The organism is Shewanella inventionis, assembly GCF_019931735.1.
Lineage (GTDB): Bacteria > Pseudomonadota > Gammaproteobacteria > Enterobacterales > Shewanellaceae > Shewanella > Shewanella inventionis.
The window spans coordinates 793,297-820,074 of sequence record NZ_CP082926.1 but is presented as its reverse complement, the minus strand read 5'-3'; the positions used below and the strand labels follow the sequence as shown (position 1 = coordinate 820,074).

General features: G+C 43.0%; 24 protein-coding genes. 11 read left to right on the top strand and 13 right to left on the bottom strand.

Going from position 1 to position 26,778, the window contains the following annotated elements; genetic code table 11:
* The first annotated feature begins 208 nt into the window (after positions 1 to 208).
* The 3 genes from K8B83_RS03860 to K8B83_RS03850 all read left to right on the top strand — a co-directional run bounded on the left by K8B83_RS03860 (position 209) and on the right by K8B83_RS03850 (position 2,604).
* Entirely contained in the window at positions 209 to 946 is a 738-nt protein-coding gene (locus K8B83_RS03860) for a PepSY domain-containing protein (RefSeq protein ID WP_223419180.1), read from the top strand.
* Entirely contained in the window at positions 943 to 2,016 is a 1,074-nt protein-coding gene (locus tag K8B83_RS03855) for a PepSY domain-containing protein (RefSeq protein WP_223419179.1), read from the top strand. The genes K8B83_RS03860 and K8B83_RS03855 overlap by 4 nt, the downstream gene beginning before the upstream one ends.
* A gap of 267 nt (positions 2,017 to 2,283) precedes the next feature.
* Positions 2,284 to 2,604 (top strand): hypothetical protein, encoded by a 321-nt coding sequence (locus K8B83_RS03850; RefSeq protein WP_188740342.1) that lies wholly within the window; start codon positions 2,284 to 2,286, stop codon positions 2,602 to 2,604.
* An 11-nt stretch (positions 2,605 to 2,615) separates the two neighbouring features.
* On the opposite strand, the gene glpK is transcribed toward K8B83_RS03850, so the two are convergent.
* From glpK to leuA, 6 genes are all read right to left on the bottom strand, one after another.
* Positions 2,616 to 4,112: a glycerol kinase GlpK gene (glpK, locus tag K8B83_RS03845; RefSeq protein WP_188740343.1), complete on the bottom strand. Its 1,497-nt coding sequence runs from the start codon at positions 4,110 to 4,112 to the stop codon at positions 2,616 to 2,618.
* Positions 4,113 to 4,359: 247 nt separating this feature from the next.
* Positions 4,360 to 5,706, bottom strand: a complete 1,347-nt coding sequence (locus K8B83_RS03840) for an outer membrane protein transport protein (RefSeq protein WP_188740344.1) — start codon at positions 5,704 to 5,706, stop codon at positions 4,360 to 4,362.
* Between the two features lie 490 nt (positions 5,707 to 6,196).
* Positions 6,197 to 6,802, bottom strand: coding sequence for a 3-isopropylmalate dehydratase small subunit (gene leuD / locus K8B83_RS03835; RefSeq protein WP_188740345.1), 606 nt, complete (start codon positions 6,800 to 6,802; stop codon positions 6,197 to 6,199).
* 19 nt (positions 6,803 to 6,821) lie between these two features.
* A complete protein-coding gene (gene leuC / locus K8B83_RS03830) occupies positions 6,822 to 8,234 on the bottom strand; it encodes a 3-isopropylmalate dehydratase large subunit (RefSeq protein ID WP_188740346.1) in 1,413 nt (470 codons plus the stop codon).
* A complete protein-coding gene (gene leuB / locus K8B83_RS03825; RefSeq protein WP_188740347.1) occupies positions 8,235 to 9,329 on the bottom strand; it encodes a 3-isopropylmalate dehydrogenase in 1,095 nt (364 codons plus the stop codon).
* Positions 9,326 to 10,894: a 2-isopropylmalate synthase gene (leuA, locus tag K8B83_RS03820; protein WP_188740348.1), complete on the bottom strand. Its 1,569-nt coding sequence runs from the start codon at positions 10,892 to 10,894 to the stop codon at positions 9,326 to 9,328. Before leuA ends, leuB begins: the two co-directional genes overlap by 4 nt.
* Positions 10,895 to 11,446: 552 nt before the next feature.
* Here leuA and K8B83_RS03815 point away from each other — a divergent pair.
* The gene (locus tag K8B83_RS03815) at positions 11,447 to 13,273 is read left to right on the top strand and encodes a nucleotidyl cyclase domain-containing protein (RefSeq protein ID WP_188740349.1); all 1,827 of its coding nucleotides are present in this window, start codon (positions 11,447 to 11,449) and stop codon (positions 13,271 to 13,273) included.
* A gap of 37 nt (positions 13,274 to 13,310) precedes the next feature.
* Here K8B83_RS03815 and recQ read toward each other — a convergent pair whose 3' ends face one another.
* Positions 13,311 to 15,131 (bottom strand): DNA helicase RecQ, encoded by a 1,821-nt coding sequence (gene recQ / locus K8B83_RS03810; RefSeq protein ID WP_188740350.1) that lies wholly within the window; start codon positions 15,129 to 15,131, stop codon positions 13,311 to 13,313.
* A 216-nt stretch (positions 15,132 to 15,347) separates the two neighbouring features.
* Here recQ and K8B83_RS03805 point away from each other — a divergent pair, with 216 nt between their 5' ends.
* Entirely contained in the window at positions 15,348 to 15,812 is a 465-nt protein-coding gene (locus K8B83_RS03805; RefSeq protein ID WP_188740351.1) for a thioesterase family protein, read from the top strand.
* Positions 15,813 to 15,937: 125 nt separating this feature from the next.
* The gene (gene rarD / locus K8B83_RS03800) at positions 15,938 to 16,849 is read left to right on the top strand and encodes an EamA family transporter RarD (RefSeq protein ID WP_188740352.1); all 912 of its coding nucleotides are present in this window, start codon (positions 15,938 to 15,940) and stop codon (positions 16,847 to 16,849) included.
* A gap of 1 nt (position 16,850) precedes the next feature.
* On the opposite strand, the gene K8B83_RS03795 is transcribed toward rarD, so the two are convergent.
* From K8B83_RS03795 to radC, 5 genes are all read right to left on the bottom strand, one after another.
* Positions 16,851 to 17,390, bottom strand: coding sequence for a PH domain-containing protein (locus tag K8B83_RS03795; protein WP_188740353.1), 540 nt, complete (start codon positions 17,388 to 17,390; stop codon positions 16,851 to 16,853).
* A gap of 162 nt (positions 17,391 to 17,552) precedes the next feature.
* Positions 17,553 to 18,872: an amino-acid N-acetyltransferase gene (gene argA, locus K8B83_RS03790; RefSeq protein WP_188740354.1), complete on the bottom strand. Its 1,320-nt coding sequence runs from the start codon at positions 18,870 to 18,872 to the stop codon at positions 17,553 to 17,555.
* 333 nt (positions 18,873 to 19,205) lie between these two features.
* Positions 19,206 to 19,379, bottom strand: coding sequence for a 50S ribosomal protein L33 (gene rpmG, locus K8B83_RS03785; protein ID WP_160054468.1), 174 nt, complete (start codon positions 19,377 to 19,379; stop codon positions 19,206 to 19,208).
* A gap of 6 nt (positions 19,380 to 19,385) precedes the next feature.
* On the bottom strand, positions 19,386 to 19,622 hold the full coding sequence (rpmB, locus tag K8B83_RS03780) for a 50S ribosomal protein L28 (protein WP_160054466.1): 237 nt from the start codon (positions 19,620 to 19,622) through the stop codon (positions 19,386 to 19,388).
* 121 nt (positions 19,623 to 19,743) lie between these two features.
* Entirely contained in the window at positions 19,744 to 20,421 is a 678-nt protein-coding gene (radC, locus tag K8B83_RS03775; RefSeq protein WP_223419999.1) for a RadC family protein, read from the bottom strand.
* Between the two features lie 209 nt (positions 20,422 to 20,630).
* Between radC and coaBC the strand changes: the two genes are divergently transcribed.
* From coaBC to folE, 5 genes are all read left to right on the top strand, one after another.
* Positions 20,631 to 21,827 carry a bifunctional phosphopantothenoylcysteine decarboxylase/phosphopantothenate--cysteine ligase CoaBC gene (coaBC, locus tag K8B83_RS03770; RefSeq protein ID WP_188740374.1) on the top strand — a complete coding sequence of 399 codons (1,197 nt, stop codon included), beginning with the start codon at positions 20,631 to 20,633 and terminating at the stop codon, positions 21,825 to 21,827.
* Positions 21,824 to 22,282, top strand: coding sequence for a dUTP diphosphatase (gene dut / locus K8B83_RS03765; RefSeq protein WP_188740355.1), 459 nt, complete (start codon positions 21,824 to 21,826; stop codon positions 22,280 to 22,282). Before coaBC ends, dut begins: the two co-directional genes overlap by 4 nt.
* 34 nt (positions 22,283 to 22,316) lie before the next feature.
* Positions 22,317 to 22,910, top strand: coding sequence for a nucleoid occlusion factor SlmA (gene slmA / locus K8B83_RS03760; protein WP_188740356.1), 594 nt, complete (start codon positions 22,317 to 22,319; stop codon positions 22,908 to 22,910).
* Between the two features lie 155 nt (positions 22,911 to 23,065).
* Entirely contained in the window at positions 23,066 to 25,015 is a 1,950-nt protein-coding gene (locus K8B83_RS03755) for an alpha/beta hydrolase family protein (protein WP_188740357.1), read from the top strand.
* Between the two features lie 175 nt (positions 25,016 to 25,190).
* Positions 25,191 to 25,841, top strand: coding sequence for a GTP cyclohydrolase I FolE (gene folE / locus K8B83_RS03750; RefSeq protein ID WP_188740358.1), 651 nt, complete (start codon positions 25,191 to 25,193; stop codon positions 25,839 to 25,841).
* 117 nt (positions 25,842 to 25,958) lie between these two features.
* On the opposite strand, the gene pyrE is transcribed toward folE, so the two are convergent.
* Positions 25,959 to 26,600, bottom strand: coding sequence for an orotate phosphoribosyltransferase (gene pyrE / locus K8B83_RS03745; protein ID WP_188740359.1), 642 nt, complete (start codon positions 26,598 to 26,600; stop codon positions 25,959 to 25,961).
* Positions 26,601 to 26,778 lie beyond the last annotated feature (178 nt).

Here is a 26,778-nt window from a genome sequence, read left to right as displayed (position 1 = left end):
ATCGCCTGATAAAAAACAGCTTGAAATCAGGGTAAATGAGTTAAACCAGACACATAACGGTCATTTTATCGACGTAAATACAGAGCAATCGTTAATGTAAAGTGACTATATTGTGTTAATAATCCACCTTTTGATTGAAATACAGTATTAATGCAGGAAGATTAAGGGCTGTTAACACTAAAAAATGGTCGATTTTGATCATTAAATAATGTTAAAAAAACACTCCACCCTAAATGTAGCGCGTTCAACTATGCCAAATGGCCACACTCTTCGACGTTTACACCGTTGGTTTGCACTCGTTGCCGGACTCCAAATGGGGATATGGGCATTATCAGGTACTTACATGGTATTAATGGATATCGATTTCATTCGTGGAAACACCATCACCACACCACAAACGCCAAGTAAACTATCCGGCGTTAATTATCCATTAGCACAATTACTGCAACGGTATCCAGATGCCACTCAATTGCGTGTAAGCCAGCAACAAACGCAGGCATTTTATCAATTCAAATCACAATCACAGTTAATTATTCTTAATGCCGACACAGGCTTACCGCTTAAACAACTAACAGAACACCATGCTAGGCACATTGCCCTGAGTGCATATTCGGGAGCAGCAAACATTAAAAATGCATTTTTATTAGCAAAAACGGCCCCCAGAGAACTCAATCCCAATTGGTTGCCTGTTTGGCAAGTTAACTTTGCCGACATCAGTAACAGCAGTATTTATGTATCAGCCATTTCAGGCGATATAGTGACGAAACGTCACAACTATTGGCGACTTTTTGATGTGATGTGGATGCTGCATATTATGGATTACGATACTCGCGATAATATCCATAATAATTTGCTCACTCTTATGGCTTGCCTAGGATTACTCACCGCAGTTTTCGGCACTCTGTTACTGTGGTGTAGATTACGAAATAACAAGGTGAACCCATGATCCGCTGGCAACAACTGCACAAATGGCTTGGGTTATTAATAGGGATACAACTGCTGCTGTGGTTAAGCACCGGTTTGTTGCTAAATATTATCCCACCTGCTTGGTTTTCTGCTGATTTACACCTGCAAACTCAGCCGACGTCTGAACATGTTACATCATTAAACCAAGACATTAGGGTTTCGATAAATGATGTTGTGAGATTGTCTAGCAAGCCGCTAAGTGAAATAGAATTAATCACCATTGTCGACCGCCCAGCTTACCAACTCACCCAGTTAGATGGTCAGAAAATATTTATATGGGCTGACACCATGCTAACCACACACACAAACCAACAGGCATTAAGTATAGTGAGCCTCAGTGAGAGCCAAATACAACAAATCGCCCATGCAAGTTATCGAGGTGATGCTCCCCTAGAGCCTGCAAAAATACTTAACAATCCCACTACTATGCCTAAAGGCACATTGGTCATTACCGCTCGTGATGAAGTTGGTACACGTATTTTTGTTAATCGACACTCGGGTAATGTGATAGCACATCAGAATGATCGCTCTGATTATCAGCAGTGGTTATTGATGCTGCATTTTATGGATTACAACTCGGACAATGGTGTGAGCTTTAATCACGTTTGGACGCAGATTATGGCTGTGTTAAGTTTATTATTTGCTATAAGCGGTATCCGATTATTGTTACATCAACTGCGAAAGGGACACTTTTGGCCGCTAAGAAAAAACTCGGCGACGGTCAATCTCTATCACGCGGGTCAATTCATTGCACAACTCAATGGTCGCTCAGGTGTTATGCTCGACAATATCAACCGCTATGCTGGTCAAGGTAAAGGGTTAATCACCCAATGTGGTGGTGGAGGCCAGTGCGGTTTATGCGCGCTGCAGTACTTAACCAACCCGCCAGCCCCTAGCAAACATGACATTGCCAAATTAAGCGCACGTAAACTAACTCAAGGATATCGCCTCAGCTGCCAGCATATAGTCAGTAATGCAGACTTAGGCTTAAGCTCACACCAGCTCAGCCAGTGGTATGAAAATGACTCTAAAATGAATAAACAAACCTGAGCTCTGGATAACAAACGCCTTTCAAACAACCATTTGTCTTACTAACTGCGTTACTTGTATATAATAAAAAGACTTGTTACTAAAACAAATGACAAATTTGAAAGTAGACCAGAATTAACGTTTTGATTTTTAACATCATAAACCCATCTTTTATCCAAACTTCTGAATAACAACTTACAATGACTAAATTTTAACCATGAGGTGCCGATAACAAGTTATAGTAGAGGAAATATCCCAGATAGATTTATCAGCACAGGAGGGCCTGACATGAGTATCGACAGCATTTATGCCATGCTAGCAAGACCTGTGCGCGCGGTAAGTGAACGCAGAAGGATCGTTGAGCAGGTCAAAAACACTAGTGCTCTCAACGCTGATAGCCATGAGGCGCCGCAAACGCAACTCCCCCCTAAAATTCCCCACCAAACCCTTGTTGCCAAAAAAGCCCTTGTTCGCAAAGAACGGCGCGCAAAATTGCGCACCATCGACGACAAAAAAAATCTCGGCAGCCGCTTAAGGCGAATGACCACCGACGAGCGATTTTCCACTCGTGGAGAAACCGCCAGTCAGCATATTGATATAGAGGTGTAGCATTACGTATTTTATTGGGGTTGACTGTTTGGACTGACTTGCGCCACAGCTTGCTTCCACCCTGCATAAATTGTCGCCCTGTGCTCATGGTCCATATTAGAGGTAAACTCACGTTCGGTAGACAACATCGCTTTTAACTCATCAGTAGATTGCCAAACCCCCACCGCTAACCCTGCTAAAAAGGCGGCACCCATTGCGGTTGTTTCGGTCACAACAGGGCGTATGACTTTTGCTCCGGTTATGTCGGCCTGAAACTGCATTAAAAAGTCATTGGCAACAGCGCCACCATCGACTCGAATTTCTGATAGCGGCACTTCAGAATCTTTACTCATAGCATCCAGCACATCCCGTGACTGATACGCAATGGCTTCTAATGCTGCGCGTATGATATGGTTTCGATTTGCACCACGAGTCAAACCAATAATCGCGCCGCGAGCGTCTGCATCCCAGTAAGGCGCCCCCAAACCAACAAAAGCGGGCACGAGATATACACCATTGGTGTCATCCACTTTTTCAGCAAAATATTGGGTGTCGCACGCATCTGCGATTAGGCCTAACTCATCGCGCAGCCATTGGATCACTGCGCCGCCCATAAAGACAGAGCCTTCTAGGGCATAATTCACTTTAGCATCAGCACCAATAGCCACTGTGGTTAATAAACCATGTGTCGACTCAACAGCTTTCTCGCCAGTATTCATTAATAAAAAACACCCGGTGCCGTAGGTGTTTTTAGCCATACCGGGCTGAATACACAATTGGCCAAATAACGCAGACTGTTGATCACCTGCCATCCCCGCTACAGGTACATGGTTTCCTGCAAGTTCGGTGTAACCGTATATTGCACAAGAGGGTTTAATGTCTGGCAGCATGGCAGGAGGTATATCAAACAACTCAAGGAGCTCTTTATCCCATTCTTGAGTATGAATATTAAATAGCATGGTACGCGATGCATTGGTTGGCTCTGTCACATGAACCTCACCCTGAGTGAGCTTCCACACTAGCCATGTATCAACTGTGCCAAACAGCAAATCTCCAGCTTCGGCCTGTTCACGCGCACCGTCTACATTGTCTAAAATCCACTTAATTTTTGAAGCAGAAAAATACGGGTCTAATATTAGGCCTGTTTTCTGGCGTACCATTTCCTCAGCACCTTGTGCTTTGAGTTGTTGGCAAATACCTTGGCTCCGTCTACATTGCCACACCACCGCATTGCATATTGGCTTACCCGTGTGTTTGTTCCACACAATCGTCGTTTCACGCTGATTAGTAATACCAATAGCTGCAACATCATGTCGGCTTATGCCTGCTCGAGTTAATACCTCAACTAAGACTGAACTTTGCGATGACCAAATTTCCATTGGATCATGTTCAACCCACCCTGCTTGAGGATAATGCTGGGTAAACTCTCGATGCGCAACAGCAACAATATTCGCCTGGTGATTAAACACAATCGCACGAGAACTGGTTGTGCCTTGATCTAACGCGACAATGTATTTTTTAGCAACCATCTGATTTCCTATATCATTTTATTATGATTATTTTATATGATTTATCTGCTTAATTAGCCAATACTACATCCTACCTCGACACCTAAATTTAATGCAAGTATGTTTGCCGTTAATGACCATTTTTACATGACGATACAGATTAGGGATACTCCCACAACAACTCAAATCGTTGCCATAACGTATATTGCATTTGTCATAAAATAAAACGCCCCGCAGATGCAGGGCGTTTCAATTATTGGTTTATCGATTACATTTTATAGCTAAGTTGTAATCCAGTTAACCATACATGGCCGGTTGCTTCACCACTATAGCCGATTGATGCTAAACCAAGTAAGTCTTGAGTTTCGTCAATCGGCGCATCGCCATGCATACGAATATAAGTGACACCAAGATCGACACTGAGATTCTTAGACATTTGGTAGCCCGCTCCCATGCTAAACCATAGGCGATCTGAGTCAGGGATTGTAGTCGTACGATGCTCATCATCTACAGCTGTATTATCAAGCGCGATACCAGCACGTAAGGTTAATTGATCGTCAATGCTGTAAGTCGTGCCGATTGAGTAGCGCCAGTTATCTTTAAAGTTTTCTTCTTTAACAACGTCAGACTCAAGATCGCCAGTCGGTTTTACCTCACCAGGGAAATAAGCCACTAAACGCTCAAAGGTACTCCATTCTGTCCAGTTAACGCTGGCATGCACAGCCCAGTTTTCTGTTAGTTGGTGATATGATGCCAACTCAGCAAATGCAGGAAGCTCGATTGGTAGGTAACCCTCAATTTCAATGTCTTGCCCACCGTTGTAAACCACACCAGATACTGAACCGTCTAAATCGAGATCAACGCCACTGTGGTAGGCTAAACCAATCCGGTTGTTTGCATTAATTTGCCAACTTGCACCCGCTTTCCAGCCGTAACCAATGTCATCACCTTCCATCGATTTAAGCTCTGTGCCTGCCGCAGGCAATGCCGCTGATATTGTTGCTGGTACATTGGCTTTAATCGCATCAATCCAGCCAGGTGTTGTAGCGCTAACTTCGCCTTCACCATAAACCAAACGAAGACCAGCGCCCACTGTAACACTGTCATCAACGCGATAAGCGATATTCGGGTTAAATTCAACGGTGGTGATTGCGGTGTGGCTACCAAAAATAGCCGAGGCACTTGTGGTGTCGGTTTCAGTGGCTAAACCATAGTTAGAATTAACTGCAAGGCCCCAAGTCCAATTGTCATTGAGTTGATTAGAATAATAAAAGTTAGGTACAAGGGCATTGTCTGCCACATCGATTTCGTCAGCATCAATAACTACCGCATCTGAGCCTAACAAAGGAGAAGTGATACTCACATCACCTAACACATCGATATCTGGCATAACGTAAATGCCGCCAGCCGAAAGCTGACGACCTTCAAGGTAAGCTAACATCGCAGGATTACGTGCTTGCGTTGAGGCATTATCGGCAATAGCAGCTTCGCCTGCAAATGCGCGACCTAGGCCTGTTGCTGAAGATTCTGCAAGTTGAAAACCTGCTGCATTGACTTGAGTTGTTGCTCCAAATACGATGGCACTAATGGCCAAAGTTAACACTGTTTTTTTCATTATCATTCTCTGTGCTTAAGATCCATACTGCTTGAACCGGCCTTAAATAGAGTAAAAGCTCGATTCAAATGAGGCATCAGTTTACGGATCCCAACTCGCTTTGCAACAGGGGTTACCTTGCTAAAAGGGCTAAATAAGTCGATTTAAAACTGTGATCTAGTGCAATATTTTTAATTTTTATCTCACCTTACAACGTAAAAATAAAAATGACTGTACGCTCAAACTATCAAACTTATAGAAGTAAGTTAATTTAACAAATAAAAATAAACACTTAGCAAGTACTCATCCGAACGCTAGTTAACTTTTAAAACTGGGCGTGTCCACTTAATACCAAGATATAATGCGTGTTTTATCCAATTTCAAACATCAATAAATTTACAAAAAAAAATAAAAAAACCTCTCTTTGCCCGCAAAGAGAGGTTCTAAAACAGTAAATTTTCGCAACTTTAACGGCGCAAAATCCGTCAGTACGTGTTAACTACAGGTCAAGTTATGCAAACCATGCTGGGATGTTAGCTTCGTAATCACTGATGCTCTGTTCAAAAGACAAGGTCAACCCAATCGCATCTAATCCATTAAGTAATTTATGTCTTGCAGACTCGACCAAACTAAAACCAAACACCTTACCTGAAGGTGACGTGACGGTTAATGCTTGTAAATCGACGGTTATTTGTGCACCCTCGCTTGCTTCAACCTCATCCATTAGCTGTTGTACTTGCTCTGAAGGCAGCTTTACCGGTAATAAGCCATTATTAATGGAGTTACCATAAAAAATATCTGCAAACGTCGGAGCAATAATCACTCGCAAACCAAAGTCAGCTAACGCCCAAGGCGCATGCTCGCGAGATGAACCACAACCAAAGTTCTCTTGAGCGAGTAAAATAGAAGCCCCTTTGTAGCGAGGCTTATTTAACGCAAAATCAGGATTCGGTTGATCACCAGCATCGTCTAAATAACGCCAGTCATGAAATAAATGCACACCAAAGCCATCGCGAGTCACTTTAGACAAAAATTGCTTTGGAATAATCTGATCAGTATCGATATTGGCGCTATTAATGACTACCGCTAAACCGGTATGGGCAGTAAATGCTTGCATGTTTCTCTCCTATCTCGGTTTAGTATGGTTTACGGATATCGACAAAGTGACCAGCCACAGCTGCTGCAGCGGCCATTGCCGGACTCACCAAATGGGTGCGACTTCCACGCCCTTGACGCCCTTCAAAGTTACGGTTACTGGTTGATGCACAGCGATCACCCGGCTCTAAACGGTCATCGTTCATTGCTAAGCACATCGAGCATCCTGGTAAGCGCCATTCAAACCCGGCCTCAATAAAGATCTTATCTAAGCCTTCAGCTTCTGCTTGCAGTTTTACCTGGCCTGAACCCGGTACCACAATGGCCACCACCCCCTCAGCCACTTTACGATTTTTAGCATGAGCTGCTGCAGAACGTAAATCTTCGATACGTGAATTAGTACAAGAACCAATAAATACCTTGTTAATACTAATGTCGGTCATTTTAGTGCCGGGGGTTAAACCAATGTACTCTAATGCTTTTACCATACTGGTACGGTTAGTCATGTTAGGTTCATCTTGCGGGTTAGGGACCACACCATCAATAGCCACAACTTGTCCAGGGTTGGTCCCCCAGGTTAACTGTGGGGCAATATCTTTAGCCTCTAAAACCACTTCGGCATCAAACACTGCGTCAGCATCGGTTTTAAGTTGTGACCATGCGGCAACGGCTTGTTCCCATACGGCATCTTTGGGCGCAAACTCACGGCCTTTTAAGTAATCAAAAGTCGTTTGGTCAGGTGCCACCATGCCGGCTTTAGCGCCCATTTCAATGGCCATGTTACATAAGGTCATGCGACCTTCCATGGTTAACGCTTCAATGGCTTGGCCACAAAACTCAACCACATAACCTGTACCGCCATCCATACCTAGCTTACCGATAATCGCTAGTACAATATCTTTTGCCGTTACGCCATCAGTTACCTGGCCGCGTACTTCAACCTTCATGGTTTTGGCTTTTAATTGGCGTAAGGTTTGTGTTGCTAAAACATGCTCAACTTCTGATGTACCAATACCAAAGGCCAACGCACCAAATGCGCCATGAGTGGCTGTGTGTGAGTCGCCACACACAATGACTGTGCCAGGTAGAGTAATACCGAGCTCAGGCCCCATAACATGCACGATACCCTGGTTTGGGTGGTGAATGTCGTATAAACGCACGCCAAACTCTTTACAGTTTTGCGCTAGCGTTTCTACCTGTGTACGCGCCATTGGGCTTAAGGCATCTAAACTTGCGCTACGGGTCGAGGTATTATGATCCATAGTGGCAAAGGTTTTTTCTGGTGCGCGTAATTGACGTCCAGCCACTTTTAATCCACTAAAGGCTTGTGGTGATGTCACTTCATGCACTAAATGGCGATCAACATATACGATTGGCGCTTCACCTTCTGGGCTAGCAACAACGTGTGCATCCCATACTTTTTCATATAAGGTTTTACCTGTCACTTGGCTCATTTACACACCTTCTCTTATTGCCTGAGCGATAAAATCACCCATTTGTGCTGTCGATTTCGCTTCGTTGCGTTTATCTGCTGCTAGCAGTTCACCCGTTAGGTAACCACTTGCTAATGCTTTTGTTACCGCGCGCTCAATGGCACTTGCGGCTTCTTCTTGCTTTAAGCTATGACGTAACATTAATGCTGCTGATAAAATTTGTGCCACTGGGTTAGCAATGCCTTTGCCTGCAATATCAGGTGCACTACCACCGGCTGGTTCAAATAAACCAAAGCCTGTGCTGTTCATGCTCGCTGAAGATAATAACCCCATAGAGCCGGTTAACATGGCGATTTCATCTGACAAAATATCGCCAAATAAGTTTGAACATAACATCACGTCAAACTCGTCTGGACGACGCAGCAGTTGCATTGTCGCGTTATCAATATAAATGTGCTCTAAGGTCACATCAGGAAAGTCTTTAGCAACTTCTTCTACCACCTGGCGCCATAATACTGAGCAGGCTAACACGTTAGCTTTGTCTACTGAGGTCACTTTATTTTTACGGCCACGGGCGGCTTCAAATGCAATGCGCGCAATTCGGCTGATTTCGCGGCGGCTATAACGCATGGTATCAAACGCTTCTTCGTTCTCGCCCTCACCTTGGCGCCCTTTTGGCTTGCCAAAGTATATGCCACCGGTTAACTCACGCACACACAACACATCAAAGCCACGGGCTGATATGTCACTGCGAAGTGGCGACATATGCTCTAAACCATCGTGTAATTTTGCTGGGCGTAAATTACAAAATAGCTCAAAGTGACCCCGCAGAGGCAATAATGCACCACGCTCTGGCTGATCATTTGGTGGCAAGTGCTCCCACTTAGGGCCACCGACACTGCCGAATAAAATTGCATCTGCAGCTTCACACCCTTTTAAGGTTGCATCAGGTAATGGGCAACCATGGTTATCAATGGCGATACCGCCAACATCGTATTCGGTGTAGTGAATGTCTAGCCCAAAACGAGCTTCCACTTCAGTTAACACTTTACGTGCTTCAGCCATTACTTCCGGGCCAATACCATCACCCGACAACACTGCTATTTGATAACTCATACGCCACCTAACTCCCTTTCTTTATGGATCTGTTGTTTAAAATCAGCCACTTTATCTGCGCGGTACACTAGATTCATCACATGCACCAATGCTTGAGCAGAGGCCTCTACCACGTCTGTAGCTAAACCGACACCGTGGAACATTTGTTCGTTATATTTTGCGGTAATATCAACCTGCCCAAGTGCATTTTGGCCTTCGCCTTTTGCACTTAATTTATAATTGGTGATATTGATTTTGCGGTCAGTGGCACGGGCAATCGCATTGTATGCCGCGTCAACGGGGCCATTACCTGTTGCCGCTTCGGTAATATCTTTGCCATCAACGGCGATACGTACCGTGGCAGTTGCAACACCTTCAGTTGAGTCAGAGTGCACCATCATATGCTGAAGCGCATATTTATCGTCGTCTTGCGCCTGTGACTCCATAAATACCAATGCTTCTAAATCATAATCAAACACCTGGCCTTTTTTATCTGCTAGGGTTAAAAACTGCTCATACAGGCTGTCCATATCATAGTCGGTTGGCAAATAGCCCATTTCTTCCATACGGTGCTTAATCACATGGCGACCAGAGCGAGAAGTCATATTTAGGTTATTACGATTTAAACCTATACTCTCTGGGGTCATAATTTCGTACGTATTTTTTGCTTTTAACATACCGTCTTGGTGAATACCTGACGAATGCGAGAACGCATTGGTACCCACAATCGCTTTGTTAGCTTGAATTGGCATATTACAAAGCTGGCTGACTAACGATGATGTACGGTGAATTTCTTTGGCATTAATACCGCACTCTAAATTTAACAAGCCTTTACGAGTGGCCAAAATCATTGCGATTTCTTCTAACGAACAATTACCTGCACGCTCTCCGATACCGTTAATGGTACATTCAATTTGGCGCGCCCCCATTTCGACCGCGGCAATCGAGTTAGCCACCGACAAGCCTAAATCGTCATGACAATGTACAGAGATCACGGCTTTATCAATATTGGGGACACGGTTGAACAGTGTTTGAATAATGCCACCAAACTCGCTTGGAACGGTATACCCAACCGTATCAGGAATGTTAATGGTACGAGCCCCAGCGTTAATGGCAGCTTCAACCATACGGCACAAATTATCTATTGGTGTACGACCCGCATCTTCACAAGAAAATTCAACATCGTCAGTGAAGCGTCTTGCATATTTTACTGCACCGACAGCCATATCTAATACGTCATCAAATGAGCGTTTTAATTTACTTTCCACATGAATGGTCGACGTTGAAATAAAGGTATGAATTCGGAATTGGTCAGCCACAGACAAAGCTTGCGCCGCGGCATCAATGTCTTTTTCTAATGCACGCGATAACGCACACACACGACTGTTTTTAATGGTTTTGGCAATGGTTTGAACTGAGTGAAAGTCGCCTGGTGAAGACACAGGAAACCCCACCTCCATTACATCAACACCCAAACGCTCTAGAGCCAGCGCGATTTGTAGCTTTTCTTTAACGGTTAAGCTTGCAGCAAGTGCTTGTTCACCATCACGCAATGTTGTATCAAAAATTAAGACTCTATTGGACATCGAATTTCTCCATCGACCATCTTGTTTGTATTTCACCTAACTGCAAATATCACAACCGGCTCGTTTCAAAAGGGCTAAAAACAAAAAACCCCGCGACTATTAGCGCGGGGTTTGTGTAGGCTGAATGCGTTATTTCGCATGTAACACAAAGGACTCCGCGCAGTCTATGCGAGAGAGGAGTAGGAGTCCGAGTAAAATTGATTGTGTGTTCATGGTTTTAGTATTCACTTTAAACAATTTAATATTCACATTTAAGCAAACATTATTAAATATATATGCTGTAAAACTTTTCTATGCCTAATATTTAACGCGAGCAGGCGCTGCTGTCAACCCTAAATTACTCAACTTGAGAAAGATTACTAATGTACTAGTACTTCATTACAGCAAGTAAGCGATAATACTTCGTTGATTTACCTTCATAACCTATCTGGAACACCTAAGTGTGCAAGATCAAATTTTATCAATTTAACTGGCAACATCATTGATATTTTTGTGTAACAACACGCAAAAAATCGTATACTTCGAGCAATTAAATTTGAGAAGAAGCGATCGATGACGCGTGTGAAACCGGCTAATAAGAGTACATTTATTCAATTTACGAACTTTGTTTTTAGCTTATTCCTTTTTATCTTAGTTTCCCCTTCCTTTGCGATGCCATCACAAGAGCTATTGCTCAGTGAAGATATCATTCAAAGAACCCAATTACTCAGTGTGAGTGAGCAATTAAACGTCATCAATAGCATTAATTCGCAACGCTCAGAAGATGCAAACACCCTAATTACCGCACTTGAGAAAAAACATGCTCAACAACCTTTGGCCAATGCCGATGCTCTGAGACTGTCGCTTTTGCGTTGCTTTAATTTATTAGAGTTTGGAGAGTTAGACCAAGCTATTTCCTTATCCAAGCAAGGTGAGCTATCTGCAAGAGAATTAAAATATGATTCTGCAAGGCCTTACTTTATGTTGTGTGAGGCGTCGGCTAGGCAGACCCTTGGCCAAATGTTACAAGAACAACTTCTCACAGAAGAGGCTTTACGCCTTGCTAAACGTTATTCTGAAAAACAAGCGATTGTTAATAGTCTCTATTTAAAAAGCAGGCAAAACACTAGCCTTGAAAACTACAATCAATCAATTGAAGATTTGCGTTTAGCACTTGATTTATTTGATGAATCATTAGAACAATTTCAACATTGGTATTTATTACCTTTATCTTACTTAAAAGCTGAAATATCAAACGTATTTTTTTCTATGGGTGATACTGAAGAATCTCTACATTTTGCTGAATTAGCGAACTCAGATCCTTCTGCATTTGGAAAACTAAATTTCGCTTATGCCATTAATCTAGCAAGAATTAATATTGTTTTTAATAATAGAGATAAAGTCATTTTTTATCTCGCTGCTGCTGAAGCTGAAAATACTAAAAACACGGCAGAAAAAGATATTGCAATTGGTAACGCAATTCTTGCAGGAATAAACCTATATGTAGGTAATACTGATTTAGCAACTAAGCAAGCATTATCAAGCATTGAGGTACTAACCAAATACCAAGAACCACTTTACGTTATGCGCATTAAACGCACGTTAGCAAAGGTGTATTTTGCGCAACAAAAAGATGCACAGGCATTAGCACTGCTGCATGAGATTATTGAACAGGCAACCCAGGCAAAACAGTTTTCAGATTTAGAAGAGTTTAATCAAATTGTCAGTGAATATTACGCAAGTAAAAACCTATTTGAATCTGCCTATCATTACCAAGTTGAACGCTTTAATGCTGCAAAGCAAGCCAATAGTAAATTAAACAATGCTCATTTTATGCAGTACAAAGCGCAACTAACAGCGCAAAACGACACGCCTCAAACAATTGAAACCCCAACCATAAGCCTTGGACAAAATCTGGCAATCGCGGCTCTTATTATTTTGCTTTTATCTATCGGATTAGTGCTCTTTTTAATCAAAAAGCCTCTTATGCTAACCGATAACGATAAAGAGGAAACCCAAGAGCAGCGCATTAACGCTTTGCTCAATAATGCTAAACAAGGCCACTACCAACTCAGTATGTTGTTAGTGAATGTCAATCATATGCGTCAAGTGGACATGCCGCATTTAATGCAACAGTTTCAACACACGCTTCGCGAACAAGATCAGCTATTTCGCCACAATCTAGATGAAGTGATTATTTTATTACCACACACTTCTACCGAGGGCGCCACACGCGTCATGCATCAAATCGAACAAGTGTTAACGCAATGGCCAGCTGACAACAAAAAAAGTATCGGTATTGCCAACCTGCAATTACTGGATACATTTGAAGGATTAATGAAAAAAGCGGTGTTAAACCAATTAAGTAAAATGAAACCACAAGATACGTCATCAACTTAACCATTAAGCTGACGCGATAACGGCAAGGGGCTAAGCGCTAGCCCTTTGTAAGATAGTCACTAATTTCATCTAAAAACTCACCGCCAAATCTATCCAGTTTGATTTGCCCAACCCCGTTAACGGCAAGCATTTCACCAGGGCTGGTTGGGAGCATGGCAGACATTTCTGCAAGCGTGGCATCGTTAAACACCAAATACGGCGGGATATCATGCTGCTCTGCTAACTCCCGGCGCAGCAATTTTAATCGAGCAAATAATTTTCGATCATATTGTTGTACTGCTCGAGTCGTTGATTTGCGTTTAACATCAAGCAACTGAATTCTCGGCTCAGCCAACATCAAAGTCATTTCCGCTTTTAGAATAGTTCTTGCAGCAGGATTTAACCTAATACTTGAGCCTCTAGTAATATCCTGACTTGCTAACCCTAGATGGATTAACTGTCGCAGCACGCTCAACCAGTGTTCCGTCGACTTGTCAGCACCAATACCCCATGTAGTTAATTTGTCATGCCCGCGATCAATCACATTCGCGGCTTTAGAGCCCCGAAGAACATCAATCACATGATGAATACCAAAGCGTTGCTGTAAACGGTAAATACACGACAACACTTTTTGAGCATCTTCAGTGCCATCGTATCGCTTAGGCGGGTCTAAACAGATATCGCAGTTACCGCAGGGCTCAGATGCCACTTCGTCAAAATAGTGCAGCAATACTTGTCGCCGACAGGTTTGCGCTTCAGCAAAGGCGGCCATAGTATGTAATTTATGAAACTCCACCTGCTGTTGAGGCCCCGGTTCAGACTGTTCTATTAAGTGCCTTACACGCCCAATGTCGGCAGGGTCAAACAACATATACGCTTCAGCATCTAGGCCATCTCGGCCCGCACGACCGGTTTCTTGGTAATAGGCTTCGATACTTTTAGGGATATCATAATGCACCACAAAACGGACGTTAGATTTGTTAATCCCCATGCCAAAAGCTACTGTGGCAACAACAATATCAACCTGATCTTTTAAAAACTTATCTTGTACGTCTGCACGATCTTCCTGGCTCATACCTGCATGGTAAGCCTGGGCATTAAACCCTTGTAAACGCAGGCGGTCTGCCACCTCATCGACACGACGTCGGCTACTGCAATATACAATACCACTGGCGCCATTTTGTGCACTGACAAACTGACGTAACTGATTTGAAGCATTCAGCTTTTCTGCCACAGTGTAACGAATATTAGGTCGGTCAAAACTCGACAACAGTGTGTAAGGTACAATATTAAGACGCTCACAAATACTTAAGCGGGTGGCGTGATCTGCCGTTGCGGTTAATGCCATCAACGGAATATAAGGAAATTGAATTTTTAACTGTCCAAGCGCTGCATACTCAGGCCTAAAATCATGGCCCCATTGGCTTATACAATGCGCTTCATCGACCGCAAACATTGACACATCAACCGATTGCAAACGCTCCATAAAATCTGGGCGCAATAATCGCTCTGGCGATACGTACAATAGCTTAATTTCACCTGTATGCAGTTTGCGCAGCACCTCTGCACTTTGTTCGCGAGGCAATGAAGAATTAAGATATGCAGCCGACACACCACTTTGCAATAAACTGTCGACCTGATCTTTCATCAAAGATATCAGTGGCGACACAACAATAGTCACCCCCGGCAACACCAAAGCAGGCAACTGGTAACACATACTCTTACCGCCACCGGTAGGCATAATCACTAAGGTGTCTTGCCCCTGCAAACTGCGCTCAATAACGTCTCGCTGCCCTTGACGAAAATCACGATAGCCAAACACCTGCTGCAATCTTGCAGACAAGATGTCCTGCTCAGAGGTTAGGGAGTCAAGCGGCATTATAGGCGTCGAAGTCAGGTTATCCATTCATACTATGATGTCATTTAAAGGACGCCCATTTTAAAGCACTCAGCCAAAGAAGTCTTGGTGCAAAATACGATTGTCGATGATTAACACGCCATTGGTGATTGAGTATTGAGCACTTTAGGGTTAGATTAAATACTCTATGCGCGTTGAAAATAAATACAAAAATAATAAACACGACAAGGATTCCCCATGAGTTCATCAATTCAAGATCAGGTTTTACAGCAGGTTGCTGAGGTTTTTGACAAACATGTGCCGTTTCACAATTTACTCGGTTTAGACATAAAACATTACGACATCAATGGCGTTGAAGTCGTGATTAAAATGAAACCCGAGCTTATCGGTAACATCCACCAAAATATTCTTCATGGCGGCGTTACGGCAACATTGCTCGATGTTGTTGGTGGCCTTACCGCTTTTGCTGGGTTAGTTGCCAGCCGGGATGACTGGTCAATTGAAGAGTTACAACAACGCTTAACGACATTAGGCACCATTGATATGCGGGTCGATTTTTTACGCCCTGGCCGCGGAGAAGTGTTCACTGGTACAGGAACCGTTATTCGTGCAGGCAACCGGGTATCTGTTTGCAAGATGGAGCTGCACAACGAACTCGGCACTCACATTGCGTTCGGTACTGGTACCTACATGGTGGGCTAGAAAATACCCACACCGCCACAATAAAGTGACACATCTCGCAATAAAAGAAATCACTGAATAACTTGTATCATTAAAAGGGGCGACCTACAATCGCCCCTCCTTCGCTTTTACCAACGTAGATAACTATGCCTGATTTAGAATACCGTAAAGGGGTTTTTCTCGCGATTTGCGCCTACACCATCTGGGGTGTCGCCCCTTTGTATTTCAAGCTTCTCCACCAGGTTCCTGCCACTGATATTTTAATGCACCGTGTTATATGGTCGTTTCTGTTTATGGTTGTGTTAATGCAATTTATTGGGGGATTTAGTCGCTTACGTCTTATTCTGAAACAACCTAAACAACTACTGATTTTACTGTGTACTTCAATCTTAATAGCCGCTAACTGGCTGATTTTTATTTGGGCAGTTAATAACGACCACATGCTCGACGCAAGCTTAGGGTATTTTATTAACCCATTATTTAACGTGTTACTCGGCATGGTGTTTTTAGGCGAGCGCTTACGAAATTTACAATGGATTGCAGTCGCATTAGCCAGTATTGGAGTTTTGGTGCAACTGATTTCATTTGGCTCAATTCCACTCGTATCTTTGGCCCTCGCAGCCAGTTTTGGGTTTTACGGTTTGCTGCGTAAAAAAGTCAACATTGATGCAAAATCCGGTTTACTGGTTGAAACCGCCATTTTACTCCCCGCAGCATTAGGTTACCTGTTACTAACCTTAGACAGCTCACCCGTTAGCATGTTAACCAACAGTATCAACCTCAACTTACTTTTACTCGCTGCTGGCGTCGTTACTACTATCCCCCTTTTATGTTTTGCCGGTGCGGCAGTCAGGATTCCATTTTCTATTTTAGGCTTCTTTCAATACATAGGCCCGAGCATCATGTTCATTTTAGCGGTAAAGTTGTTTAATGAACCCTTTGATATAGAAAAAGGAATTACCTTTTGTTTTATATGGGCAGCACTGCTAATTTTTATTAGCGACATGGTATTACAACGTCAACGACGCAATGTAGCAGCCACTAAGCAAGCTCAATAAATTACCTTTTTGACCCTATTGCCTGAGCGCTTGCATGTAATTGTGCAAGTGCTTGCTCAGCATCAATGACACTTACCAAAATCAGCGTTTTTTCAGCTGTCGGTAGCATAAGTACCTGAGTAGGATCGGTTATCGATAATAGCGCCTTAGCCTTGTTATTCAGCGAAAACCAACCAAGTGAATAACCTGGTAGCCCCAATCCATTAGTACGCCATTTAGCCGCGTATTCAGGCTCGTTAATCAGGTTGATAATACGTGCTTGCGTAACATCGACATTGCTCATATCAAAGCTATTCGAATACAACGGAATATTCACCTGCAACTGAGTGTCATCCCACAAAATAGCGCTGCTAAACGATTGGTAGAGCGTAAATACAAACAGCCCCATTAGCGGCAACATCACACCTAAGGTGAGGTATTTTGCATTACTCGGGAGCGGCTTGATAAAGATAAATACCGTTAAAGCGAGTAAACCTAACAATAAAGCAATAACGCTGTATATCGCTCCAGAACCAAGTGGAGCTAACTCGATACTATTCATATATCTCCTTTAACAAACCCATTGTGCATTAATAGGTGATGACTTAGCAAAAGTGTAAAAGACCATAAACAAGACATATCACTGAATGAGTTTCCCATAAAAAATGCCGGATTAACCGGCATTTTTATTGTACGTATCAATGATAAGTTGAGCGGTAAAATTTTATAAATCGAGCGCTAAAATTTTTGAACGACGCTGATAGTTATACAACTGCTTTTTCTTGTTAGGTAATTCATCGACATCAACAATATTAAAGCCATGCTCTAAAAACCAATGAATACTGCGAGTCGTTAAGGCAAATAAACGTGAATAACCACGCACTCGGGCTTGGCCAATAATGTTATTTAATAAAATACTGCCACGATCAGCATCACGATAATCAGGATGCACCACTAAACACGCAAACTCACCAGCGTTATCTTCCTCAAACGGATAAAGAGCCGCGCAACCAATCACTAAGTTGTCACGCTCAACCAGCATAAACTGCTCAATTTCCATTTCAAGTTGCTCACGAGAGCGACGCACTAAAATACCCTGCTCTTCCAATGGACGAATAAGATTTAAAATACCGCCAATGTCACTAATGGTTGCACGGCGTAAACGCTCTGCACTTTGGGTAACAATTTGAGTACCAATCCCTTCGCGGGAAAATAACTCTTGTAGTAGTGCGCCATCGTCTAAATAGCTCACCAAATGACAACGTGGTACGCCGCGCCGACAGGCTTCTACACTGGCTTTTAAAAATGCCATAGTCCCAACTGACGCTATGCTATCTGGGCTCATGGTTTTAAGCATTTCTTCAACATCATCAGGCATGAGTTCAGCAATTACCTCACCGTTGTCGCCCACAATGCCATTGGTTTCACTAAAGCCAATAATTTTATCGGCTTTAAGCTTAATAGCCACTTGAGTGGCAACTTCTTCAGCCGTTAAATTAAAGCTTTCACCGGTCACAGACGCCGCGATAGGCCCCATCAACACAATGCCATTATTATCTAACTGACGACGTAAACCTTGAGCATCGATACGACGTACCTTACCACTCAAGCAAAAATCAACACCGTCATCAACGCCAAGTGGTTGAGCAATAACAAAATTACCACTTACCACGTTAATCTGTGCGTTTTGCATTGGGGTATTACCCAAACTCATCGACAACCTTGCAGTGATATCAAATTGTGTCGCACCTGCAACCTGCTTAATAATTTTTAAGCTATCTTCGTCTGTTATACGCACACCGTTATGATAGACAGGCTCAATACCCGCGGCTTTTAACCCTGCATCAATTTGCGGCCTCGCGCCGTAAACCAACACCACTTCAATGCCGAGTGAATGCAGTAAGGCAACATCATTTAAAATGCCACGAAATTGCGGATGCGCTAATGCTTCGCCACCTAACATGACGACGAAAGTTTTACCTCTATGTGCATTAACATAAGGAGCAGAATGACGAAATCCATCAACCAGTTCGGTGGTTCTCACAGGCAAATTCACCTCGGTATTAGTTTGGTGTTAGACACGCTTACAAAGGTTTCACCATTGTAAGCCAGAAATTTGTTAACCATTTATTTAACCATGCAATGCTATTGCATTTTAATTCACTTTTAAAGCATTTTATTTCACATTGGGTAAAAAATAGTTTGCAGGTTAAGTGTGAAAAAATCATTACAGCCAAAAAGTTAGTTTAACTTAACCGGCTATTTTGCTTTACGCACTTTTTATCGCTCAAACAGCATATTCAGTACAGTATAGCTTATTTTCTTTGGACATAAAAAAAGCCCCAATTAAGGGGCTTTTTTAAGATTCTAAAATCAATTACTTGATTTTAGCTTCTTTGTAGATAACGTGCTGACGAATTACTGGATCAAATTTCTTGATTTCCATTTTCTCAGGCATGTTACGCTTGTTCTTTTCAGTAGTGTAGAAGTGACCAGTTTTAGCAGTAGATACTAATTTGATCTTCTCACGATTACCTTTAGATTTAGCCATTTTCTATTATACCTTCTCGCCACGGGCACGAAGTTCAGCAACAACAACTTCGATACCTTTCTTGTCGATAATACGGATACCTTTAGTAGATACACGTAATTGTACGAAACGCTTTTCTTCTTCTAACCAAAAACGGTGGTTTTGTAGGTTAGGTAAAAAACGACGACGAGTCGCGTTTTTTGCGTGCGAACGGTTGTTACCAACCATTGGCTTCTTGCCAGTTACTTGGCATACTCTTGACATGTCAATCTTCTCCAAAACAAATTTTTAACGCTCGAGCATTAATGTGCCTCGTATGGCCGTCGCCCGAGGCACAAAGAGGGCGCATTTTATACACGATTGACCATATAAGATCAAGCAGTGTTTATACAATCCACCCTCGCTCGGCAAAGGAGACTATCTCCTGATCACCTACAACCATATGATCTAACAAAGAAACATCTATGGTTGCCAATGCATTTTTTATTCGCTCAGTTATTCGCCGATCAGCCTGACTTGGCTCAGCAATGCCAGACGGGTGATTGTGACACACTATCACCGCCGCTGCTTTTTTCTCCAAAACAAGGCTTACAACCTCGCGAGGATAAACCGAAGCAGAATCGATGGTGCCACGAAATAATTCTACAAATTGAATGACTCTATGTTGGGTATCCAACAATAGTAAGGCGAACACTTCATAGGATCGGTCTGCCAATTGTCTCATTAAATAGTCCCGAGTTAAATCAGGATTTGTCAAAATTTGTCCTCTTTGTAGATTTTCATGAGCAATTCGCTTAGAAATTTCAGCTGCGGCTTGTAATTGAGCATATTTTACCGGCCCAACACCGGCTAATTTGCACACCTGGCTTTTAGACGCGCTTAATAAACTGCGCAAACCACCAAATTGATTTATCATTTCTCGAGCTAAATCCACTGCATTTTGTCCAGCCAAGCCATTACGTAATATCACAGCGAGTAATTCGGCATCAGACAATTGCCCTGCGCCATTAAGTAATAACTTTTCCCTTGGTCCTTCTCCCTGTGGCCAATCTTTAATTCCCATGTAGGCTCCTTGCGCTAAGTAAGACACCATCACATCGACAGTTATCAACATTAGCTACCACAATGCTAAAACTGAGTCGTTGAGTGTTTTAAAACAGCTTGTAAGTCGATTACACAGTATGGTCGATATTTTTGATATTGGATCCACGCAACTTGTCACAGGTTTGTGATATTGTTAGCCGCAATGAGATTTGAGTCGGAAAAATGCACATCATGCTGACAAATAAAAAAGTATTACTTGGTATTGGCGGTGGTATTGCTGCTTACAAAAGCGCGGACTTAATCCGTCGATTAAAAGAGCGCGGTGCAGATGTTCGCGTCATCATGACCCAAAGCGCCATGGAATTTATTACCCCATTAACCATTCAGGCGCTTTCAGGCCACCCAGTCGCCTCTGATTTGCTCGACCCTGCAGCTGAAGCTGCCATGGGCCACATTGAACTCGCGCGCTGGGCAGACGTCGTATTGCTTGCTCCTGCAACCGCAAACTTAATTGCCCGCATTAATGCAGGCATGGCTGATGAGCTACTCACCACTACATGTTTAGCCACTAGCGCGCCAATTATTGTATGCCCAGCGATGAACCAACAGATGTATCAAAACATCGCCACTCAAGAGAATATGGCCAATCTAGCCCGTAAAGGCTTATTAATCTGGCAACCTGCATCTGGTAATCAAGCCTGTGGTGAAGTCGGTCCAGGCCGTATGCAAGAGCCCGTCAGCATAGCTGAGCAGTTAGTGCAATTTTTTGGGCCAAAGTCTTTACAAGGGCATAAATTATTACTCACAGCGGGGCCAACCCGTGAGGCAATAGACCCGGTGCGTTACATCTCTAACCACAGCTCAGGCAAAATGGGCTTTGCCTTAGCACAAGCTGCAGCAGAAATGGGCGCAGAAGTGACACTTGTTTCGGGGCCAGTCAACCTTGCCACACCAGCTGGTGTTAAGCGTATTGATGTTGAATCTGCACAGCAAATGCTCGATGCTGTAATGCAACAGGTTGAGCGGCATAATATTTTTATCGGCTGCGCTGCAGTAGCAGATTATCGAATTGCCGATGTCGCCGATCAAAAAATCAAAAAATCAGCCGAAGAAATGCAGCTTGCGCTGGTGCGTAATCCTGATATCTTAGCCACGGTAGCTCAGCACACAACACGACCTTTCACCGTCGGTTTTGCCGCTGAAACCAACGATGTAGAGCAATACGCACGTGGCAAACTCCAGCGTAAAAAACTGGATATGATTGCCGCCAACGATGTCTCTATTCAAGGCTTAGGCTTTAATGCCGATAGCAATGCACTACAGGTATTTTGGCAAGATGGCAGCCAACAACTGCCCGCAACAGACAAACTGACCCTAGCGCGCCAACTACTTACATTGATAGAAAAACAATTAAAAAAATCATGAAAACACCCATTGAACTAAAAATTCTCGACTCGCGTATTGGCAGTGAATTCCCATTGCCAGCTTATGCAACTCCCGGTAGTGCAGGTATGGACTTACGCGCAATGACCGACACGGCAATGGTTATCGAACCAGGCCAAACCGTATTAATTCCAACGGGTATCGCCATTCACGTGGCCGACCCAAGCCTAGCGGCGGTTATTTTACCTCGCTCAGGCATGGGCCATAAAAATGGCATTGTATTGGGTAATTTGGTCGGTTTAATCGACTCCGATTACCAAGGGCAGCTGATGGTGTCATGCTGGAACAGAAGTGATAAAGCATTCACACTCGAGATTGGCGATCGTCTAGCTCAATTGATGTTTGTCCCTGTTGTGCAAGCCCAATTTACCCTAGTGGATGAGTTTAATAGCTCAGATCGTGGAGAAGGCGGATTTGGCCATTCTGGTACCAAATAACCTTTCAAGTAGTCACTGAGCCAAGGAACACATCATGGCCGAAAGCCCAAAAATAAATCGTCGCGAGCATATTTTACAATGCTTAGCGCAAATGCTTGAAACCAGCCCAGGGCAACGCATCACAACCGCCAAACTGGCCGCTGAAGTGGGCGTGTCAGAAGCGGCTCTGTATCGTCATTTTCCTAGCAAAGCTCGCATGTTTGAAGGCTTAATCGAATTCATTGAAGACGCCATTCTGTCACGATTAAACCTCATCATGGATGAAGAAAAAGACACCATGACACGCTGCCAACTAGTGTTACAACTATTGCTAGTGTTTTCAGAACGAAACCCAGGTATTTCACGGGTGTTAAATGGCGATGCATTGCTAGGTGAAAATGAACGTTTACGTAGCAGAATAGACATATTATTTGCCAAAATAGAAACTCAAATAAAACAAATTCTGCGTGAAAAAACCTTACGCGAAGGCGTTGGCTTTAATTTAGACGAAGCCATACTCGCTAACTTGTTATTAGCATTTGCCGAAGGCAGAATTTCACAGTTTGTTCGCAGTGAATTTAAACAAAAGCCTACGCTACATTTTGATCAGCAATGGACCTTTATTCAGCAGCAATTGCTGAGAAGTTAACCAACGCTAGGGCTATATGCAATTGGTATGTAGCTCTAGCTTCCTCCTTATATCTGTTTAATCTCATTACAAATTTACCCACATCTCTTGCTCCCAAAACTCAGATAAAATACAATACCGTTACATTTTTAACATTTATTACACGGACTGTATTTATGCTGCGCATTTTATACCTCACTTGCTGTTTGTTTATTTTATTCACTACCCACACTTTTGCCTCCCCATCAATTAAAGATTTCAGCGCTGATTCTGAGTTTTCAGGCGTTAAAATTTCACCCGACGGTAAGCACCTGGGTGTGATCCTTATTGAAGAAGAAAAACGCACTTTACTAATTTTAAACCTTGAGTCAATGAAACCGACTTATGCAGTAAAATTCAGTGGTGATGAAGAAGTCGGTAGCTACTATTGGGTTAATAACGAGAGAATAGTATTACAAAAGCTCTATAAACATGCCCAACGTGAAGTGTCAGACTATTATGGTGAATTATTAGCTGTAAATTATGATGGCAGCAAATCAAAATACTTATTTGGTTATAATGGCGGAAGCTCTACAGGAACCAGTATTTCAAATAACGAAGCTATCCGCGCAAGTGCATTTGTTTTAGATACCCTAAAAGATGATGACAAATACATTTATGTCATGGCCTACCCTTGGAATAGGCAAAATTATGCATACACTCTGGCATACAGAGTAAACGTCTATTCTGGTAAACGTAAACGCCTTACCACCTCACCCATTGCCAATGCAGGCTTCCTTGTTGATAACAATGAAGAAATACGATTTAGTTTCGCCACCGATGATAAAAATAATGACCAGTTGTTCTATTATGAAAATGGTGAATGGGTTGATGCTGATAAAATTAAAGGCGGCCTCACCGATTTCTACCCGCTTTCGTTCACCGAAGACAATAAATCAATTTACGCTTTAGCAAATGGTGAAGGTTCAACACGCGCAATTTATGAAGTCGAACTCGCCACTGCTAAGCATAAAAAAATTATCCAGCATGACGTTGTCGATCCATTGATGACATGGGTAAGCGACCAAACAAACGCCCTTTACGCGGTTGAGTTTGAAAACGGCTACCCAGAGTATCGTTTTGTGGATACTCAAAGCGATAAAGCTAAAGCCCTGCGACAGTTAATGGATGCAATTCCAGATCACCGCATTCGTATTGTTAGCGAAACCGTCGATGGCGACACGCTTATAGTGATGGCGATGAATGATAGAAACTCAGGTGACTATTACTTATTTGACCGTAAAAAGCTTAAACTCAAATTCTTATTTGCTGAAAACGCAAAGCTAGACCCAAGCGAAATGTCAGAGGTACGCCCAATTAGCTTTACAAACCGTGATGGCGTGACCATTCATGGTTACTTAACGTTACCTGTCGGCATGAAAGAGCATAAAAACATGCCGCTTGTGGTTAATCCTCATGGCGGTCCACATGGTCCGCGCGACTTGTGGGTATTTAACGCAGAAAACCAACTGTTAGCACAAAATGGGATTGCCGTTTTACAAGTTAACTTCCGTGGTTCTGGTGGATACGGTAAAGCATTTGAAGAGTCTGGCTACTTATCTTGGGGCAGCAAAATTCAATACGATATTATTGATGCTACCCAATATGTTATTGACCAAGGCTATGCCGACAAAGACAGAGTGTGTATTTCGGGCGGCAGTTTTGGCGGCTACTCAGCACTCATGAGCCCAATGTTAGCGCCAGATATGTTTAAATGTGCTGTAGGCGTTGCTGGTGTGTATGATTTAGAGCAAATGTATAAAACCGGTGATGTACCTGAATCATACAGTGGTGGAGCATACTTAGAAGAAGTGTTAGGCACTGATATTCAACAACTACGAGCAATGTCACCGACTTACAACGTGAATAAACTAAAAGCCAAAGTGCTGCTAATTCATGGTGAAGAAGATGAGCGCGCACCAATAGAACAATATGAAGCAATGGCAAAAGCGCTAGAGCAAGCTAACTACCCTTTCCAAAAAGAAATTTGGAGAAAAGAAGGCCATGGTTTCTTTAACGCCGAAAACCGCGCTAAGTATTATGAAATCATGCTTAAGTTCATCAAAGAGAACTTAAACGTTAAGTAGTAATCGCTTAAGCGTTTAATCAACAAAAGCCGATACTTGACTAAAAGACTCGGCTTTTTTATTGCCTACAGTATTAATTTACAGCAAATCGCGCTATTCTCCTCGTCCCTTAGCAGCAGCTAAGCACGTTTTAACGTACACTTAAAAACAGTGATATAGAGTCGTTGGAGGATATATGGCACTCAGTGAAGCCGCAATTAAAGTACAAGCAGCACTAAAAGACCGTGGGCTAGAAACCCCAATGCTGCCAAAAACTTCCACGCCTGAACAACGTAAAGTTAAAATTGAACACCATATGCGTGAAATTTTGACCTTAATGTCACTCGACTTAACCGACGACAGCCTAGCCGACACACCACGCCGCATAGCCAAAATGTATGTCGATGAAATCTTCTCTGGGCTTGATTACGAAAACTTTCCCAAAATCACCGTCATTGAAAATAAAATGGGCGTTGATGAAATGGTGCGAGTGCAAGATATTAGCCTAACCAGTACCTGCGAACACCATTTAGTCACCATCGATGGCGTTGCAACAGTGGCTTACTTACCACGCACAAAGATCATTGGTTTATCTAAAATTAACCGCATCGTGCGCTTTTTTTCCCAACGTCCGCAAGTGCAAGAACGCCTAACCCAACAAGTGTTAGTGGCGTTGCAAACTTTGCTTGAAACAAAAGATGTAGCGGTAAAAATGGATGCGGTACATTACTGCGTTAAATCTCGTGGGGTCATGGACTCAACCAGCTCAACCACCACCACAGCGCTTGGCGGTATTTTTAAGTCTAACCCTGCTACACGTGCTGAGTTTTTACACCAAGTGAAATAACGTACTCGGATTACAAAAAGAGCAATAAAAAGCTGCATCAATATGACTATTGTGCAGCTTTTTTAATTTTCCAGTTTCAGCGGATCAGTTTGTCTAACTAAATAACCTGAGCTCAGGCTAAATACCATATTGCTCACGATATGCGCTGACGCTAGCAAGCTCAGCTTCCATGCCCGGCTTTTCAGACAAGTAACTGATTAAATCAGCAAGCTTAATAATCGACACAATTTGACAACCAAAATCGCGCTCAACTTCTTGAATCGCCGACAGCTCACCTTTGCCTTTTTCTTGGCGATCAAGCGCAATCAATACGCCTGCAAGTTGGGCATTGTGGGCGTTAATAATGTCCATCGACTCACGGATAGCCGTGCCCGCGGTGATCACATCGTCCACCAGCATCACTTTACCTTTAAGCTCGCTGCCAACCAAACTGCCGCCTTCGCCGTGGGTTTTAGCTTCTTTACGGTTAAAGCAGTAAGGAATATCCACATCGTGATGATCGCACAAGGCAACAGCAGTCGTAGTGGCAATCGGAATGCCTTTATAAGCTGGGCCAAACAACAAGTCGAACTCAATGCCAGAATCCATTAACGCAGCAGCATAAAAGCGGCCTAAACGCGCTAAGTCTTTACCCGTATTAAATAATCCGGCATTAAAAAAGTACGGGCTCGTACGGCCAGATTTAAGGGTAAACTCACCAAAACGTAATACTTGGCGCTCTAATGCAAACTCAATAAATTCGCGTTGATAGGCTTTCACGATTATTCCTCTTTCATCAAATTTTAGACTAATACCAATTCCAGCAATTATCTGGTCATTCAGCGGGAATTCTGTACCTTCTAGGCAAGTAATAGGATTGTAGGCATAGTTGCTCTCGGCAACTGCTCCTGCGTTGCTCTACCTCCTGCGTCCATGCAGTCGTACGTCAAAATACTAT

Bases quoted from the DNA above. Each gene is read 5' to 3' on its own strand.
- dut (WP_188740355.1), top strand. From the start codon at position 21,824: ATGAAAACACCCATTGAACTAAAAATTCTCGACTCGCGTATTGGCAGT.
- K8B83_RS03850 (WP_188740342.1), top strand. From the start codon at position 2,284: ATGAGTATCGACAGCATTTATGCCATGCTAGCAAGACCTGTGCGCGCG.
- leuA (WP_188740348.1), bottom strand. From the start codon at position 10,894: ATGTCCAATAGAGTCTTAATTTTTGATACAACATTGCGTGATGGTGAA.
- slmA (WP_188740356.1), top strand. From the start codon at position 22,317: ATGGCCGAAAGCCCAAAAATAAATCGTCGCGAGCATATTTTACAATGC.
- leuD (WP_188740345.1), bottom strand. From the start codon at position 6,802: ATGCAAGCATTTACTGCCCATACCGGTTTAGCGGTAGTCATTAATAGC.
- rpmG (WP_160054468.1), bottom strand. From the start codon at position 19,379: ATGGCTAAATCTAAAGGTAATCGTGAGAAGATCAAATTAGTATCTACT.
- leuB (WP_188740347.1), bottom strand. From the start codon at position 9,329: ATGAGTTATCAAATAGCAGTGTTGTCGGGTGATGGTATTGGCCCGGAA.
- K8B83_RS03855 (WP_223419179.1), top strand. From the start codon at position 943: ATGATCCGCTGGCAACAACTGCACAAATGGCTTGGGTTATTAATAGGG.
- rarD (WP_188740352.1), top strand. From the start codon at position 15,938: ATGCCTGATTTAGAATACCGTAAAGGGGTTTTTCTCGCGATTTGCGCC.
- K8B83_RS03840 (WP_188740344.1), bottom strand. From the start codon at position 5,706: ATGAAAAAAACAGTGTTAACTTTGGCCATTAGTGCCATCGTATTTGGA.
- leuC (WP_188740346.1), bottom strand. From the start codon at position 8,234: ATGAGCCAAGTGACAGGTAAAACCTTATATGAAAAAGTATGGGATGCA.
- folE (WP_188740358.1), top strand. From the start codon at position 25,191: ATGGCACTCAGTGAAGCCGCAATTAAAGTACAAGCAGCACTAAAAGAC.
- K8B83_RS03860 (WP_223419180.1), top strand. From the start codon at position 209: ATGTTAAAAAAACACTCCACCCTAAATGTAGCGCGTTCAACTATGCCA.
- K8B83_RS03795 (WP_188740353.1), bottom strand. From the start codon at position 17,390: ATGAATAGTATCGAGTTAGCTCCACTTGGTTCTGGAGCGATATACAGC.
- radC (WP_223419999.1), bottom strand. From the start codon at position 20,421: ATGGGAATTAAAGATTGGCCACAGGGAGAAGGACCAAGGGAAAAGTTA.
- K8B83_RS03815 (WP_188740349.1), top strand. From the start codon at position 11,447: ATGACGCGTGTGAAACCGGCTAATAAGAGTACATTTATTCAATTTACG.
- K8B83_RS03755 (WP_188740357.1), top strand. From the start codon at position 23,066: ATGCTGCGCATTTTATACCTCACTTGCTGTTTGTTTATTTTATTCACT.
- glpK (WP_188740343.1), bottom strand. From the start codon at position 4,112: ATGGTTGCTAAAAAATACATTGTCGCGTTAGATCAAGGCACAACCAGT.
- rpmB (WP_160054466.1), bottom strand. From the start codon at position 19,622: ATGTCAAGAGTATGCCAAGTAACTGGCAAGAAGCCAATGGTTGGTAAC.
- K8B83_RS03805 (WP_188740351.1), top strand. From the start codon at position 15,348: ATGAGTTCATCAATTCAAGATCAGGTTTTACAGCAGGTTGCTGAGGTT.
- recQ (WP_188740350.1), bottom strand. From the start codon at position 15,131: ATGCCGCTTGACTCCCTAACCTCTGAGCAGGACATCTTGTCTGCAAGA.